General features: G+C 47.1%; 11 protein-coding genes. 9 read left to right on the top strand and 2 right to left on the bottom strand.

All coding sequences use genetic code 11. The features are described 5' to 3' along the window. Nucleotides 1–69: 69 nt before the first annotated feature. Complete coding sequence (gltA, locus tag BST96_RS19700) at nt 70–1,356, bottom strand: citrate synthase (protein WP_085760329.1); 1,287 nt, start codon at nt 1,354–1,356, stop codon at nt 70–72. Nucleotides 1,357–1,823: 467 nt separating this feature from the next. Between gltA and sdhC the strand changes: the two genes are divergently transcribed. The 9 genes from sdhC to sucD all read left to right on the top strand — a co-directional run bounded on the left by sdhC (nt 1,824) and on the right by sucD (nt 13,419). Continuing rightward, entirely contained in the window at nt 1,824–2,198 is a 375-nt protein-coding gene (gene sdhC, locus BST96_RS19695; RefSeq protein ID WP_085760328.1) for a succinate dehydrogenase, cytochrome b556 subunit, read from the top strand. Beyond that, nucleotides 2,192–2,578 (top strand): succinate dehydrogenase, hydrophobic membrane anchor protein, encoded by a 387-nt coding sequence (gene sdhD, locus BST96_RS19690; protein WP_085760327.1) that lies wholly within the window; start codon nt 2,192–2,194, stop codon nt 2,576–2,578. The genes sdhC and sdhD overlap by 7 nt, the downstream gene beginning before the upstream one ends. A 3-nt stretch (nt 2,579–2,581) precedes the next feature. Then, nucleotides 2,582–4,354 (top strand): succinate dehydrogenase flavoprotein subunit, encoded by a 1,773-nt coding sequence (gene sdhA / locus BST96_RS19685; protein WP_206045481.1) that lies wholly within the window; start codon nt 2,582–2,584, stop codon nt 4,352–4,354. Nucleotides 4,355–4,404: 50 nt separating this feature from the next. Continuing rightward, nucleotides 4,405–5,112: a succinate dehydrogenase iron-sulfur subunit gene (locus tag BST96_RS19680; RefSeq protein ID WP_085760326.1), complete on the top strand. Its 708-nt coding sequence runs from the start codon at nt 4,405–4,407 to the stop codon at nt 5,110–5,112. Nucleotides 5,113–5,408: 296 nt separating this feature from the next. Next, entirely contained in the window at nt 5,409–8,243 is a 2,835-nt protein-coding gene (locus BST96_RS19675) for a 2-oxoglutarate dehydrogenase E1 component (RefSeq protein ID WP_157118023.1), read from the top strand. A gap of 56 nt (nt 8,244–8,299) precedes the next feature. Further along, nucleotides 8,300–9,496, top strand: coding sequence for a 2-oxoglutarate dehydrogenase complex dihydrolipoyllysine-residue succinyltransferase (gene odhB, locus BST96_RS19670; protein ID WP_085760325.1), 1,197 nt, complete (start codon nt 8,300–8,302; stop codon nt 9,494–9,496). 21 nt (nt 9,497–9,517) lie between these two features. Beyond that, nucleotides 9,518–10,957 (top strand): dihydrolipoyl dehydrogenase, encoded by a 1,440-nt coding sequence (gene lpdA, locus BST96_RS19665; protein WP_085760324.1) that lies wholly within the window; start codon nt 9,518–9,520, stop codon nt 10,955–10,957. Between the two features lie 423 nt (nt 10,958–11,380). Next, on the top strand, nt 11,381–12,547 hold the full coding sequence (gene sucC / locus BST96_RS19660; protein ID WP_085760323.1) for an ADP-forming succinate--CoA ligase subunit beta: 1,167 nt from the start codon (nt 11,381–11,383) through the stop codon (nt 12,545–12,547). Then, the gene (gene sucD / locus BST96_RS19655) at nt 12,547–13,419 is read left to right on the top strand and encodes a succinate--CoA ligase subunit alpha (protein WP_085760322.1); all 873 of its coding nucleotides are present in this window, start codon (nt 12,547–12,549) and stop codon (nt 13,417–13,419) included. The genes sucC and sucD overlap by 1 nt, the downstream gene beginning before the upstream one ends. 115 nt (nt 13,420–13,534) lie before the next feature. Here the strand turns inward: sucD and BST96_RS19650 are convergent, their stop codons facing one another. After that, nucleotides 13,535–13,882 carry a HopJ type III effector protein gene (locus BST96_RS19650; RefSeq protein ID WP_085760321.1) on the bottom strand — a complete coding sequence of 116 codons (348 nt, stop codon included), beginning with the start codon at nt 13,880–13,882 and terminating at the stop codon, nt 13,535–13,537. Nucleotides 13,883–13,892: the final 10 nt, after the last annotated feature.

Below are 13,892 nucleotides of genomic sequence, written 5' to 3'. Positions count from 1 at the left end.
ATGCAATTTCCTGGCTATAAAAAAGCCACATTAGATGTGGCTTTTAAATAACGTTGCTATCTACTGGTATTAGCGTTTATCCAGTGGCGTGAAATCCCGCTGGGTAGGTCCAGTATAAAGCTGGCGAGGACGGCCAATTCTGGAGTTGTCGGCAATCATCTCGTTCCAGTGTGCAATCCAGCCCGGTGTTCTGCCCAGAGCAAAAATTACCGTAAACATGCTGGTAGGAATACCCATAGCTTTGAGAATAATACCGGAGTAGAAATCCACATTAGGGTACAGTTTCTTCTCAACAAAGTATTCGTCTTCCAGAGCAATCTGTTCTAAACGCTTGGCAATTTTCAGCAGTGGGTCGTTGTCCAGACCTAGTTCGCCAAGTACTTCATCAGCGGTTTGCTTCATCACTTTAGCGCGTGGGTCAAAGTTTTTATAAACCCGGTGACCAAAACCCATCAAGCGGAAAGGGTCATTCTTGTCTTTTGCTTTAGCAACAAACTCATCGATACGGCTTTCATCACCGATTTCGTTCAGCATATCCAGTACCGCTTCGTTTGCGCCACCGTGTGAAGGGCCCCATAACGCTGAGATACCCGCTGCGATAGCGGCAAATGGGTTGGTGCCCGTAGAGCCAGCCAGGCGAACGGTAGAGGTAGAAGCGTTCTGCTCGTGGTCAGCGTGAAGAATAAAGATCTTATCCATCGCCTTAGCGAGTGTTGGGCTGATTTGGTAATCTTCGCAAGGGGTGCTGAACATCATATTCAAAAAGTTCTCTGAATAGTTCAGGTCGTTGCGTGGGTATACAAAAGGTTGGCCAACAGAAAATTTATAAGCCATTGCTGCCAGAGTAGGCATTTTGGCGATCAGGCGAATAGCAGAGATATTACGGTGCTTTTCGTTGGTGATATCTAAAGAGTCATGGTAGAAGGCTGATAGCGCACCAACAACACCACAAAGGATGGCCATGGGGTGTGCATCGCGACGGAAGCCTTTAAAGAAGGAGGCCATTTGGTCGTGAACCATGGTGTGCATGGTGATCTTTTCTACAAAGGCTTCTTTTTCGGCTGCGGTTGGCAGTTCGCCATTCCATAATAACCAGCAAGTTTCTAAAAAGTCCGATTCGTTAGCCAGTTGCTCGATGGGGTAGCCACCGTGCAGAAGTACACCTTTGCCGCCATCTATATAGGTGATCTTGGATTCGCAGGCTGCGGTAGATACAAAGCCTGGATCATAGGTGAACATGCCTTGCCCTGTAAGTGCGCCAACATCAACCACGTCGGGGCCGATACTGCCGGAGTAGATAGGGAGGTCAATGGCGTCTTTGCCTGGGATGGCCAGAGTCGCTTTTTTGTCAGACATGTAAAGCTCCTAACTTTTTGATTTTCTGAGTGATTCCAGTACTGGTTGCCACCATTATTGATGCTGGCCACCGTTTTGCGTATTTGATGTACGGAGGGTGGACAATCATAGAGTTTTGCTGGTTTTTGTCAATGGGGAATTTAGTCAGTGTTCTTAGAATATGCTGTTAAATCAAAGCTTTTCGGGATTTTTAGCAGCCGATAGGTTGGTTTTGCGGATTTTCTTCTTTTGAAGCGCCCAATAAAGTGGATTTATTCTTGGCAGGGGAGTGTTAGCGTTTGTAATCTTATATCTATATGCCTATAATTCGCCGCGGATTCCAGGGGGGTATTCAGGGGCTAAGTCTAACGCTGGCTTAGTTTTTTTACTCCGATTGCCTGCTTGATTCCAACTGTTTCGCTAACCTTTAACCGCCTTGCTTATCTAATGATCGATTAGGTGAGGGGCCTGACAAGTGTGATAAAACCGTGACTGATAAACGACCTGTAAACCTTGATATCGGCACTATAGACCTGCCGTTACCTGCTCTGGCGTCGATTACCCACCGTATTACCGGTGTGATTCTCGTTGCTGGCGCCGCCGTTCTGCTGTGGCTTTTGGATGAATCCTTAGCCAGTGAAGAGAGCTTTAACAGCCTTAAAGCCCTGTGCGACTCCTTTTTATTAAAATTGGTGGTGTGGGGCGTTTTGTCTGCACTGATTTATCACTCTGTAGCGGGTATCAAGCACCTGATTATGGATCTGGGCATTGGCGAGACCCTTGAGGGCGGCCAGACCGGAGCCAAATTGGTGCTCACCGTCTCTGCTGTGTTAATTATTCTGGCGGGAGCGATGATATGGTAACTTCAGTAACGAATTTTGGCCGTAGCGGCCTGTCTGATTGGTTAATGCAGCGTGTCACCGGTGTGATTCTGCTGGCTTACACTCTTCTTATTGCTTTTGTCCTGTTGGTGTCTTCCCCTGAGTACGCTCAGTGGAAAGCCTTGTTTGAGCAGACCTGGATGAAGACCTTCACTCTGGCGGCAATACTCTCTATTGCTTCTCACGCCTGGATTGGTCTGTGGTCTGTTTCTACCGATTACCTGGTCAAACATGTGCTGACTATTAAATTAGGGCCCGCCGTTGGTGCTCAAGCTAACCTATTGCGTTGGGCCTTTCAGGCTGCCAGTGCAGTTGTCCTGTTCACTTATGTTGTCTGGGGCATCCAGATCCTTTGGGGTTAATTTATAATGACTATTAGAACTATTTCTTTTGACGGTGTAATCGTCGGCGGTGGCGGTGCAGGTATGCGCTCGGCATTGCAGCTATCCCAGTCTGGTTATAAGACTGCGGTTATCTCTAAAGTATTTCCTACTCGCTCTCATACAGTCTCTGCCCAGGGCGGTATTACCTGTGCGATTGCCTCTAACGACCCCAATGATGATTGGCGCTGGCATATGTATGACACCGTTAAGGGGTCTGATTATATTGGTGATCAGGACGCTATCGAATATATGTGTAGTGTCGGTCCTGAGGCGGTTTACGAATTAGACCATATGGGGATGCCATTTTCCCGTACCGAAGAAGGTCGTATCTACCAGCGTCCTTTCGGTGGTCAGTCTAAAGGGCCTGATAATCCAACTCAGGCTGCTCGTACTTGTGCAGCGGCTGACCGTACGGGTCACGCTCTGTTGCACACCCTGTATCAGGGCAATATGAAGAATGAAACCGTCTTCTTTAATGAGTGGTACGCAACCGACCTGGTTAAAAATGAAGACGGCGCGGTAACTGGTGTTATTGCTATCTGCATCGAAACTGGCGAAGTCGTTCATATCAAATCAAAAGCTACAGTATTGGCTACTGGCGGTGCAGGTCGTATTTACGCCTCTACTACCAATGCCCATATCAATACTGGCGACGGTATCGGTATGGCACTGCGTGCTGGCGTTCCGGTTCAGGATATTGAAATGTGGCAGTTCCACCCAACCGGTATTGCCGGCGCGGGTGTACTGGTTACTGAAGGTTGTCGCGGTGAAGGTGGCTATCTGGTGAATAAAGATGGTGAGCGCTTTATGGAGCGTTATGCACCCAATGCTAAAGATCTGGCGGGCCGTGATGTTGTTGCCCGTTCTATGACTTTAGAGATTTTAGAAGGCCGCGGTTGTGGCCCCGATGGCGATCACGTTTATTTGAAGCTTGATCATCTGGGTGAAGAAGTACTGGAAAGCCGTCTGCCGGGTATCTGTGAATTATCACGTACCTTTGCCCATGCTGACCCGGTTAAAGAGCCAGTACCTGTAGTACCAACCTGCCACTATATGATGGGCGGTATTCCAACTAACGTTGATGGTCAGGCGATTACTATTGATGACGAAGGCAATGATCAAATCATTCCTGGTCTATATGCCTGTGGTGAAGTGGCCTGTGTATCGGTACACGGTGCTAACCGTCTGGGTGGTAACTCACTGCTTGATTTGGTGGTATTTGGTCGCTCGGCGGGTTTACATATCGAGAAGTCACTGCGTGAAGGCATCGATATGAAAGATGCTACTGAAGATGAGATCGCCAAAGCGGCTTCACGTTTGACCAACCTTAACAAAACGACCGGCGGCGACAGTGTTGCTGCGTTGCGTAAAGAGCTGCAAACCATTATGCAGAACCACTTCGGCGTATTCCGTCGCGGTGACTATATGCAGGAAGGTATTAAAAAGCTGGCTGAGTTACGTCCTCGTATTGAAAATGCGCATCTTGAAGATAAGAGTAATGCCTACAATACAGCACGTATCGAAGCACTTGAGCTGCACAACTTATTTGAAGTGGCAGAAGCGACAGCGATTGCCGCGGAAGAGCGTAAAGAAAGTCGTGGTGCTCATGCCCGTGAAGATTTTGAAGATCGTGATGATGAAAATTGGCTTTGTCACTCCGTGTATTTCCCTGGGGATAAACGAGTCGGTAAGCGTGGTGTTAACTTCACTCCGAAAACCGTTGATTCATTTGAACCCAAAGTACGGACCTACTAAGCATTATTGCTAAGGTCGAGTTAAGCCCAAGAGTAAGGGGATAGAGAAACATGTTAAACGTCAGTATTTATCGTTATAACCCGGAAACCGATGCCGAGCCTTATATGCAGGACTTGGAAGTCGATACCGGTGGTAAAGACTTAATGGTATTGGATGTATTGGAGCTGATTAAAGCCCAGGACACCACCACTGCCTACCGTCGTTCATGCCGTGAAGGCGTGTGTGGTTCTGATGGTATGAATATCAATGGTAAAAACGGCCTGGCTTGTATTATGCCATTATCCGAAGCCATGAAAGGCGGCAATAAGCTGGTCTTGCGTCCGTTACCGGGCCTGCCAGTTATCCGTGATCTGGTTGTAGATATGAGCTTGTTCTACAAGCAATACGAGAAGGTTAAGCCATTCCTGATTAACAACACACCAGCACCTGCGATTGAGCGTCTTCAGTCACCTGAAGAGCGTGAAAAGTTAGATGGCCTGTATGAGTGTATCCTGTGTGCCTGTTGTTCTACCGCCTGTCCTTCATTCTGGTGGAACCCGGACCGCTTTATCGGCCCTTCAGGTCTATTACAGGCTTACCGCTTTCTGGCGGATAGCCGTGATACTTCGACTGAACAGCGTTTGGCCGAGCTGGATGATCCATTCAGTGTTTTCCGTTGCCACGGTATCCAAAACTGTGTCAATGTTTGTCCTAAGGGCTTGAACCCTACCAAAGCTATCGGGCATATTCGCAATATGCTTTTAACTAGCGCAACATAAGCGTTAGGCATAGCAGCAAGAATAAGCCAAAAGCTTGCTTTTTTGTTGTTTGAAGGCAGTGTAAGTGTCAGATTCGTCTACACTTATGCTGTGTTCCAAGCATCAGTATTCAACGATATTGTATTACCGAAATACCATGATGCGGGATATGGCACTGGCGCTTACCGGTGCATTTTGTTAACTGCTATATCCAACAAGTATAAGGTGTGTCACTACCGTGACAGCCCTTCGTTATCTCAAGGTTTAAGCTAAACTTTGTACAATGGTTAACGCGCTTGTTACCGAGGCCCTAAGATATGCAAAAAGACTCAATGGAGTTGTTATGGGGTAGCTCCCATATTTCAGGTGGCAATGCCGCCTACGTAGAAGACCTCTACGAAACCTATTTGCAAGACCCCAATCATGTGCCGGAAGAGTGGCGCACCTATTTTGAAAAACTGCCCCAGGTCAATGGCAATGTGCGACAGGATATTCCGCACTCTACGATCCGCGACCACTTTACCCAATTAGCCAAAGCCAAAATTAAACCCCTATCCGTTGAAAGTGATAGTGGAATTACCGACCATGAAAGAAAGCAGGTTCGGGTTATCCAGTTGTGTAGTGCTTATCGCCAGCGTGGCCACCAGCAAACCAAACTGGATCCGTTAGGTTTAAAAGTTCGTGCACCAGTCCCTGATTTGGACCTTCATTACCATAAACTATCCGCCGCTGATCTTGATACCGTGTTTCAAACCGGCAGCTTGTTTATTGGTAAAGATCAGGCCACTTTAAAAGAAATCGTTGATTCCTTAGAGCAAACCTACTGCAATACGATCGGTGCAGAGTTTATGCATATTGTTGCCACCGAAGAGCGGCAGTGGATTCAGCAGCGGATGGAAAGTGTTCGCTCCAAGCCCGCTTTTGGCGATGATGTATTACTGCATTTGCATGAGCGCCTTACTGCGGCAGAAGGCTTGGGCAAATTACTCGCCTCAAAATACCCCGGCGTAAAACGCTTTGGTTTGGAAGGAGGTGAAAGCCTGATTCCAATGATGGATGCGATGATCCAGCGTATTGGTTCATATTCTGCCAAAGAAGTCGTTATTAGCATGGCCCACCGTGGCCGTTTAAATATGCTGGTTAACGTACTGGGTAAAAATCCGTCTGAACTATTTGATGAGTTTGAAGGCCGTGCCGAGTACCACGGTTCCGCTGATGTTAAATACCATCAGGGTTTTTCATCGACCGTAGAAACCCCGGGAGGTGAAATGCATTTGGCATTGGCCTTTAACCCGTCGCACCTTGAAATAGGCGCGCCAGTGGTAGAAGGCTCGGTACGTGCTCGTCAGGATCGTCGTGAAGATCCCGAAGGCAAAAAAGTGGTGCCATTAATTTTACACGGTGATGCTGCCTTTGCGGGGCAGGGGGTGGTGATGGAGACCTTCCAAATGTCACAGACCCGCGCCTATAAAACCGGCGGCACCATCCACGTAGTGATTAATAACCAGGTGGGTTTTACCACCAGTAAACGCGAAGATGCACGTTCAACAGAATACTGTACCGATGTGGCAAAAATGGTGCAGGCGCCGATCTTCCATGTGAATGGTGATGATCCTGAAGCGGTATTGTTTGTCAGCCAGATGGCTGTTGATTACCGTCAGCAATTTAATAAAGATATTGTTATTGATTTGGTGTGCTACCGTCGCCGTGGGCACAATGAAGCGGATGAGCCTTCCGGTACCCAGCCGCTAATGTATCAGCAAATCAAAAAGCAGCGTTCTACCCGTGATTTATATGCGGATAAACTGATTGCCCAATCGTTGATTAGCAAAGAATACGATACTGAAGTGATCGAAAATTATCGCCGTGCTTTAGAGAGCGGTGAGCATGTGGCTAAAAGTTTAGTCCATGAGCCCAATGAAACATTATTTGTCGATTGGAACCCTTATCTGGGCCACGATTGGGATTGCCCCTGTGATACCCGTATCGAGCTGAAAAAATTACAGGATGTAGCGGCAAAAATTAATGCCGTTCCTGAAGGTTTTCCTATTCAGCGTCAGGTCGGTAAAATCTACGAAGACCGTCGTAAAATGGCCGCTGGCGCCACGCCTATTAATTGGGGCTTTGCTGAAACACTGGCCTACGGTAGCTTGATAGATTCAGGTAACCCGATTCGCCTAACAGGACAGGATGTAGGGCGGGGTACATTCTCCCACCGCCATGCGGTTTTGCATAATCAAAACGATGCATCGATCCATGTGCCGTTACAGCATATGGCCGAGGACCAGCCCAACTTTACTATTCATGACTCGCTATTATCAGAAGAAGCGGTATTGGCTTTTGAATATGGCTATGCCACCACCATGCCTAATGTGATGGTTATCTGGGAAGCGCAATTTGGTGACTTTGCTAATGGTGCACAGGTAGTTATCGATCAGTTTATTACCAGTGGTGAGCATAAATGGCAGCGCCTATGTGGTTTAACCATGCTATTGCCTCACGGCTATGAAGGGCAGGGGCCAGAGCATTCATCAGCCCGCCTTGAGCGCTTTTTACAACTCTCAGCTGAGCATAATATTCAGGTTTGTGTACCGACGACTCCGGCGCAGGTTTTCCATATGTTGCGCAGGCAGTCATTGCGCCCATTACGTAAGCCGTTAATTGTTATGTCGCCGAAAAGTTTATTACGGCATAAAGAAGCCGTTTCAACATTGGAAGAGTTGGCCGATGGCCAGTTCCAAAATGTACTTGCAGAAACCGACTCACTCAATGCGGAAAAAGTGACCCGGGCTGTGCTATGCAGTGGTAAAGTCTATTACGATTTACGTGAAACCCGCCGCGAAAAAGACATGGACAATGTTGCCATTATTCGGCTGGAGCAGCTCTATCCATTCCCCGAGCAAGAACTTGAGCAGGCGTTGGCGCCTTATGCTGAATTAAAAGAAATTGTCTGGTGTCAGGAAGAGCCAATGAACCAAGGTGCATGGTACTCCAGTCAGCACCATATGCGCCGTGTTATTCATAAGCATAACCGCACCTTGTACCTCGAGTATGCAGGCCGTGATGCTTCGGCTTCACCTGCGGCTGGCTATATGGCTTTGCATGTTGCTCAACAGCAAAAACTAATTGCTGAAGCGTTGGGTTTTGAGTAGCGCTTTATAACGTATTAATTGTTCGTTCTGTTTGAATCTGAATGAAAGGAAAAACTATGACCATCGAAATAAAAGCACCGACCTTTCCCGAATCTGTTGCCGACGGTACCGTGGCAACCTGGCATAAACAGCCCGGCGAAGCGGTTTCTCGCGATGAGCTGTTGGTGGATATCGAAACCGATAAGGTAGTGCTGGAAATTGTAGCACCTGCTGATGGTGCTATTAGCGAAATAATTAAAGCGGAAGGTGATACGGTTTTAAGTGATGAGCTGATTGGTCATTTTGAAGAAGGTGCCGGAGCTGTTCCAACTCCAGAAGCTGAACCTGCTGCTGCGACAGAACCTGCTGCGAGTGCTGAAATAAAACTTAGTCCGGCCGCCCGCAAAATGGTTGAAGAAAATAACCTGAAAGGTGTTGCAATTGTTGCCACTGGCAAGGGTGGTTTGGTCACGAAAGAAGATGTGGTTAAGCACTTAAGCAATGCTACGCCAGCAGCGCCTGCCGCAACAGCGGCTGCTCCCGCCCCCATTATGGAAATGGATGCCGGTGACAAAATTGAAAAACGTGTGCCTATGACGCGTTTACGTAAGCGTATCGCCGAGCGTTTACTGGAAGCCACTTCAACCACTGCCATGTTAACCACGTTTAACGAAGTGAATATGGAACCGGTGATGACGCTGCGTAAGCAGTACAAAGACTTATTTGAGAAAACCCATAACGGCGTTCGTCTTGGTTTTATGGGCTTTTTTGTTAAAGCAGCCTGCGAAGCGTTAAAGCGCTATCCCGCAGTGAATGCTTCGATTGATGGTGATGATATTGTTTATCATGGCTATCAGGATATTGGTGTTGCTGTATCGTCTGATAAAGGTTTGGTCGTACCTGTATTACGCGACGTAGAAAATATGGGTCTGGCCACGGTAGAAGATACTATTCGCAGTTATGGCAGCCGCGCCCGTGATGGCAAGTTAGGTCTGGAAGAAATGCAGGGCGGTACATTTACCATCACCAATGGTGGTGTTTTTGGTTCCTTGCTTTCGACGCCCATTTTAAATCCACCACAAACCGCGATTCTGGGTATGCATAAAATTCAGGATCGCCCCATGGCGGTTAATGGCGAAGTAAAAATACTGCCAATGATGTATTTGGCGCTGTCTTATGATCACCGGTTAATTGATGGTAAAGAAGCGGTGCAGTTTTTGGTCTGCATTAAAGAATTGTTAGAAGATCCCGCGCGTATTCTTCTCGAAATATAAGTTATTGATTAGGAATTATTTATGTCTAAGTACGACGTTGTAGTGATTGGTTCTGGCCCGGCAGGTTATGTTGCGGCTATTCGTGCGGCTCAGTTAGGTTTAAATGTTGCCTGTTTGGAACGTAGCACCAATAAACTGGGTAAAACCGGTTTTGGCGGTACCTGCTTAAATGTAGGTTGTATTCCATCAAAAGCTTTATTGGATAGCACCCATAAATTTGTAGAAGCGCAGGATGACTTTGCTATCCATGGTATTGCCGCTACAGGTTTGTCGATCGATATTCCGCAGATGATTGCCCGTAAAGATCAAATTGTAGGACAGTTAACCGGTGGTATTGGTCAGCTATTTAAAGCCAATGGCGTTACTGCTATCAAAGGTTCAGGCAAAGTATTAGCCGGTAAAAAAGTTGAAGTCACTGATGATGATGGCAAGGTTGAAACGATTGAAGCGGATAATATTATTATTGCCGCCGGTTCAATACCTATTGATATTCCACCTGCGCCGATTGATCAGGATGTGATTGTTGACTCAACCGGGGCCTTGGAGTTTTTGGAAACGCCGAAACGCCTGGGTGTGATTGGTGCCGGTGTTATTGGTTTGGAATTAGGTAGCGTCTGGGGTCGTTTGGGTGCAGAGGTTGTTGTACTTGAAGCCTTGGAAGATTTTCTCCCCAATGTTGATAAGCAAATTGCCAAAGAAGCCAAAAAGATCTTTACCAAAAAACAGGGCTTGGATATTCGCCTTGGCGCCAGGGTTACAGGCTCTGAAGTGAAAGATGGCAAGGTCACGGTTACTTATGCCGATAACGATGGCGAAAAACAGGAAGTGTTTGATAAGTTAATTGTTGCTGTTGGTCGTCGCCCACAGAGCGAAGGTTTATTAGCCGGTGACTGTGGTGTCACTATGGATGAGCGTGGTTTTGTCTACGTTAATGATTATTGCGAAACCGATGCTCCCGGTATTTATGCGGTAGGTGATATTGTCCGCGGCCCTATGTTGGCCCATAAAGGTTCTGAAGAAGGGGTGATGGTTGCTGAGCGTATTGTTGGCCAGAAAGCGGCTATGAATTACGACACCATCCCCAATGTTATTTACACCCACCCTGAAATTGCGGCAGTCGGTCAAACCGAAGAGCAGTTAAAGGCTGATGGTATTGATTACAAAGTAGGGGTGTTCCCTTTTGCGGCCAGTGGCCGTGCTATGGCTGCCAATGATACGGCGGGTATGGTGAAGATGATCGCTCATGCGGAAACCGACCGTATTCTGGGCTGCCATATTATCGGCCCAAGCGCTGCGGATCTGGTACAGCAGGTGGTGATTGCAATGGAGTTTGGCTCAAGTGCAGAAGATATTGGTTTGACCGTATTTGGCCACCCAACCCTGTCAGAAACGGTGAAAGAGGCAGCCTTGGCCGTTGAGGGGCATGCTATCCATATCGCCGCTAAGAAAAAGCGTAAATAAACCCCCACAGCAGTAGGGTGGATTACAATCCACCTCCGGAACATCAGCTTTTATGGTGGATTGTAATCCACCCTACAGGCCGTCTTGCCAAGATATGGCAGGCGGTTTTCCTTTGTATAAAATATGAGCAAAATTGCTTTTCCAGTCCCTCTTTGGTGCATAGGGCAACATCATGGTTAGACATATTGGGCCATCTGTCTCACCCTATCGGGCCAACTGCTATTTAATCCAATAATTTCCGTTAATTGGCCTATTTATATTTGCGGTTCTGCCCGAAATTCGGGAGAATACGCCACCGAATTTAGCCGGATACGGGCTTTTAGCGCTTTTCAGCCTGACAGCCAATAACGGCCAAATCGAAACGGTTATCAGCCTGTTGCAGATTGATCACCACGAATTTCACAGACCAAGACGGTATATAACATGAACCTTCACGAGTATCAGGGCAAGCAACTGTTTGCTGAATACGGGTTACCTGTGTCAAAGGGCTATGCCTGTGATACACCCGAAGAAGCAGCACAAGCTGCTGATCGTATCGGCGGCGACAAGTGGGTCGTTAAAGCTCAAGTCCACGCTGGCGGCCGCGGTAAAGCGGGCGGTGTTAAGCTGGTAGACAACAAAGAAGATATCAAAGCCTTCGCTCAAAACTGGTTGGGTAAAAACCTGGTCACGTACCAGACTGACGAAAATGGTCAGCCTGTTGCCAAGATCCTGGTTGAGTCCTGTACTGATATTGATCAGGAATTATACCTTGGTGCTGTAGTCGATCGTTCAACTCGCCGCATCGTTTTTATGGCTTCAACCGAAGGTGGTGTTGAAATCGAGAAGGTGGCTGAAGAGACACCGGAAAAAATCCTTAAAGCTGAAATTGACCCCATGGCAGGCGCACAGCCTTACCAGGGCCGAGAGTTAGCTTTCAAATTGGGTCTGGAAGGCGTTCAGATCAAGCAGTTTGTAAATATCTTTTTAGGTCTGGCTAAATTATTCCAGGACCTTGATCTGGCGTTAATCGAAATCAACCCGTTGGTTATCACTGATGAAGGCAACCTTCACTGCCTGGATGCCAAGTTAGGTGTTGATAGCAACGCGATGTACCGTCAGCCTAAATTAAAAGAAATGCACGATCCTTCACAGGAAGATGCCCGCGAAGCACAAGCTGCCCAGTGGGAATTAAACTATGTAGCATTAGATGGCAATATCGGTTGTATGGTTAATGGTGCTGGTCTGGCCATGGGTACCATGGATATCGTTAAGCTGCACGGTGGTTCACCAGCTAACTTCCTTGATGTAGGTGGCGGTGCTACTAAAGAACGTGTTTCTGAAGCGTTTAAAATTATTTTGTCAGATGACACTGTACAAGCCGTACTGGTTAATATCTTCGGTGGTATCGTTCGTTGTGACCTGATTGCAGAAGGTATTATTGGCGCTGTTGAAGAAGTAGGCGTTGAAGTACCAGTCGTTGTTCGCCTTGAAGGTAACAACGCTGAGTTAGGTTCTAAAATTCTTGCTGAAAGTGGCCTGAATATTATTGCCGCGACCAGTTTGAAAGAAGCTGCCGACGCAGTGGTTAAAGCAGCGGAGGGCAAATAATGAGTATTTTAATTAATAAAGACACTAAGGTGATCTGTCAGGGTTTTACCGGTTCTCAAGGTACTTTCCACTCTGAGCAAGCAATTGCCTATGGCACCAAGATGGTTGGTGGTGTTACTCCGGGTAAAGGCGGTCAAGAGCATTTAGGTCTGCCAGTATTTAATACCGTTGCTGATGCTGTTGAAGCAACCGGTGCAGAAGCTTCTGTTATTTATGTACCTGCTCCTTTCTGTAAAGATTCTATTCTTGAAGCAGCTAACGGCGGTATTAAGCTGATCGTTTGTATTACTGAAGGTATTCCTACTTTGGATATGCTGGAATGTAAGGTTCGCTGTGATGAGTTGGGCGTTCGTTTAATCGGGCCTAACTGTCCAGGTGTTATCACTCCGGGCGAATGTAAGATTGGCATTATGCCAGGTCATATTCACCTGCCAGGTAAAGTCGGTATCGTTTCTCGTTCAGGTACTTTGACCTATGAAGCGGTTAAGCAGACTACTGACGCTGGTTTTGGTCAGTCTACTTGTGTGGGTATCGGTGGCGACCCAATTCCTGGTTCTAACTTTATTGACGTTCTGGAAATGTTCCAAAACGATCCTGCCACTGAAGCGATTGTAATGATCGGTGAGATTGGTGGTACTGCGGAAGAAGAAGCGGCTGCCTATATCAAAGCGAATGTTACCAAGCCTGTTGTGTCTTATATTGCGGGTGTTACAGCGCCTCCAGGTAAGCGTATGGGCCATGCTGGTGCGATTATCTCTGGTGGTAAAGGTACTGCTGATGAGAAGTTTGCTGCACTGCAAGATGCTGGTGTTAAGACGGTTCGCTCGCTGGCTGATATCGGTGAAGCTTTGGCTGAGCTTACTGGTTGGTAGGTTTAAGTCGGTTTGTTAAAAAGGAGATGCTTTTGCATCTCCTTTTTTTTTGGGCGTAGGGTGGATTGTAATCCACCATAACTGCGGCGCTGTAAAAGGTGGATTATAATCCACCCTACTTGGCGGTTAAGACTTCACCTTCAAACTCAATACCACCCCAACCAAACGCCATAAACGCCCGAATATTCCCATGATTATCCGCATCAGGCTGCCCCAATACTTCCTCACGATAAAACTTCCCAAAACAAGCTAAAGTAGAGGCTTCATCCAGCTCCATTAACTTCGCAAAAGCAAAAATCTTGCACGACCCTTCATTGGTACCGGCTTCATTTCGAACATTAGGGCCATTGGTAAAGGCGCTGGGTGTGTAATCAAAATGCTGCCCAATCACATTCATGGTTTGGTCAAACTCAATGCTATCGGGGTATTGTTTAACTTGCTCAGTAAAATGTTCGATGCTCATTTTTTTACTC

The sequence above is a fragment of the Oceanicoccus sagamiensis genome, assembly GCF_002117105.1.
Classification (GTDB): Bacteria; Pseudomonadota; Gammaproteobacteria; order Pseudomonadales; family Dasaniaceae; genus Oceanicoccus; species Oceanicoccus sagamiensis.
This window is presented reverse-complemented; position numbering and strand designations above follow the sequence as displayed.

Excerpts from the sequence above, each read along its gene's own strand:
- gltA (WP_085760329.1), bottom strand. The coding sequence starts at position 1,356 with ATGTCTGACAAAAAAGCGACTCTGGCCATCCCAGGCAAAGACGCCATT.
- sdhD (WP_085760327.1), top strand. The coding sequence starts at position 2,192 with ATGGTAACTTCAGTAACGAATTTTGGCCGTAGCGGCCTGTCTGATTGG.
- BST96_RS19680 (WP_085760326.1), top strand. The coding sequence starts at position 4,405 with ATGTTAAACGTCAGTATTTATCGTTATAACCCGGAAACCGATGCCGAG.
- BST96_RS19675 (WP_157118023.1), top strand. The coding sequence starts at position 5,409 with ATGCAAAAAGACTCAATGGAGTTGTTATGGGGTAGCTCCCATATTTCA.
- odhB (WP_085760325.1), top strand. The coding sequence starts at position 8,300 with ATGACCATCGAAATAAAAGCACCGACCTTTCCCGAATCTGTTGCCGAC.
- lpdA (WP_085760324.1), top strand. The coding sequence starts at position 9,518 with ATGTCTAAGTACGACGTTGTAGTGATTGGTTCTGGCCCGGCAGGTTAT.
- sucC (WP_085760323.1), top strand. The coding sequence starts at position 11,381 with ATGAACCTTCACGAGTATCAGGGCAAGCAACTGTTTGCTGAATACGGG.
- sucD (WP_085760322.1), top strand. The coding sequence starts at position 12,547 with ATGAGTATTTTAATTAATAAAGACACTAAGGTGATCTGTCAGGGTTTT.
- BST96_RS19650 (WP_085760321.1), bottom strand. The coding sequence starts at position 13,882 with ATGAGCATCGAACATTTTACTGAGCAAGTTAAACAATACCCCGATAGC.